The organism is Stenotrophomonas sp. NPDC077659 (genome assembly GCF_050268705.1).
GTDB lineage: Bacteria > Pseudomonadota > Gammaproteobacteria > Xanthomonadales > Xanthomonadaceae > Stenotrophomonas.
In genome coordinates, this window is sequence record NZ_JBNNHG010000253.1 from 1 (window position 1) to 2278 (window position 2278).

At 57.8% G+C, this 2278-nt stretch carries 2 protein-coding genes; one reads left to right on the forward strand and one right to left on the reverse strand.

Annotated elements, in window-relative coordinates; genetic code table 11:
* On the forward strand, positions 1-585 hold a 585-nt coding region (locus tag ACQKDV_RS19145), incomplete at its 5' end, for a hypothetical protein (protein ID WP_427785817.1).
* A gap of 530 nt (positions 586-1115) precedes the next feature.
* On the opposite strand, the gene ACQKDV_RS19150 is transcribed toward ACQKDV_RS19145, so the two are convergent.
* A complete protein-coding gene (locus tag ACQKDV_RS19150) occupies positions 1116-2066 on the reverse strand; it encodes a hypothetical protein (RefSeq protein WP_427785818.1) in 951 nt (316 codons plus the stop codon).
* Between the last annotated feature and the right edge of the window lie 212 nt (positions 2067-2278).

Here is a 2278-nt window from a genome sequence, read left to right on the forward strand (position 1 = left end):
TGGAAATCGATCAATTCAACTCACGTGTTGCGCTTGCAAGTTGAGACCGCCCTTGTACCGCTCATGATGACCCCCAGCCAGCTGAAGAAGATTCCAAGCATCGAGTTGCAGTTGCATCGATGGATTACGCTGGTCGAGGACGGAAAGATTCCCGACTGCGTCTACCTGGATAAAGCCGGAACCCAGATCTGGATCAAGCGTGCATACCAGAACCTGGCCGGCTTCGACGATGACGTGCCGGTCCTCACCCTGGGCAACATTTCGGTCAACCGTAAGCTGCGCGGCAAGGGCTGGTTTACCGGCTTCCTGGACTTGTGCGATGCCCTGATACCGTGGCCGGCGCTGTATGTGGAGCGCGTCCAGAATACACGACTTCCCGGGTTCCTTAAGCGCCAAGGTTTCGTAGAGCTGCAGTACGACAACTTTTACCGCCCGTCACTGGGCTGGCGGACAAAGCACGGCTGGTCGCCAGAGGACATCAGCGCAGCACAATCGGCAGCCGCGCAGGCCCACGTGCGGCCGTTCTACGAGGATCCCGAGGCCATGGCCAAGCTCACGGCAAAATGGAACCTTCGCGAGCAGTAACACACTGTGCATCCATGCCCCTGTCCATGCGCTTCACGAGTGTGATCTCGCCGGCAGCTCCATATGGACTGACTAGGCGGACTCGGCGTCCTGCCAAGTGGCCCGGGAGCTGGGGATTCGCGACATCCTGCTGACCCACTGGAAGCGCGAGGCGCATTTTATGAGGGAGGAGGGGAGGGGGCGGCCAGGTGGCCCTCCTGCCGACGAGCGGCCAGCAGCGCGCTGAGATTCGCCACTCACGCAACCCGCGAGGGAAAGGCCACAGCGCCTCGGTCAGCCTGATGGCGTCCAACCTTCAGGGCTATGCCGTCAGCGAGCCCAAGGAGGCCCATCAATCCCGACCAAGCCGACGAGTCAACCGTGCGAGGGCGGGGGGGGGCAGAGTGATCTGCAGGTGGAACAACGCCTTGCTAGAACAACTGGTCACCACAGGCCACCCAAGTGATGCTCACAGGCGACAAGAACAATGGGGCGCAGAGCCCACGTATCGCTGTCCAAAGGAGGATGGAACTCCGTGGCGGTAACCCTGCTTATAGGTGGAGTAATGCCGATTCCACCGGATCAACCTCGTGCCGCTTCAGGAGCTGATTGAGTTCCAGCAAGATATCTGCGCGAAGTACATTCAATCTAGGGGCAATAGCAGGATCCTGAAAAACAATCCAATCGCCACCGCCAGGTCGAATGTCTCCGCGCGCAGAGCACTCCGTAACGTCGTCACGAAGCCGCTGGAGCTTAGCCTCGATGATGTCGACGCTTCTTCTATCTACCGGCGCAGTCATTCTTCGCGCAGGGAGGCAAGAATCCACCAAGTTGCTATCGCCATCTCGTAGGTAACCGGTTGCTATCAAGTGCTGCAGCAGGGTGACTGCCTCAATGATGCTGCCGATTTGGTTCTCGTTTTCCATCTTGGTCTTCATCAAGGGTCGATTAAATCCAGCCCTTAGCTTTGCAGCTACGAGTCGATCACCACGGGCAAGGCCATAGCGCTCCAACACCTCCTGATAAAACTGAAGTCCCACAAGAAGGTTCCTGTTCAACTTCTCCTCAAACCACTCCCAGAACCAGATCGATACTTCGCACTTTCCTTCATTCTTGCGAGCCAGACTGAGCGATGCGAGCTGCTCCTGCAGTCGCGCATCCTGCTGGGCCGTGGTTGCCAGAACGAACGAGTCCAAAGGAATGCTGAGCGGCTCGGTCATCGCAAGTGAATCAACAACATCGCACATCGTAACGACGCCGATAACGGAGACATTCCCTTCTGCGTCAGCTATAGACCGTCTCTTGCACTGTACCCCAACCCTGAGCCTACGCCGATTGCGATAGTCCCAACCAACGACGTCGACACCGTGCTGCGCTTGGCCCTGCCGCCCCAATATCTGTGCCTGAGGGTCGCTCCATTCATCAGCACACAGAGCACGCGTCAGCTTTTCGAAGTCCTGCCAGTTGTCAGGCGGTGGAAATTTCATTGTGATCTGTCCCACGTTAGATCTCCCATGCTCCGTGTTACCCCCAAAATTTCGACAGCCTAGCCGAATTTTCTTGGGGCGCTGTCCGCGCCAACCACATACGCTTCCTTCTACACGAACTGCCTGGTACAAGGAAGCCTCGGTGCGACAGTAGGAGCCCCGTCGACAAATATCTTAGGGATCCTCTGAAGAATCCCCGGTAGTGCCGGCCGCTGGCCGGCAGCTTG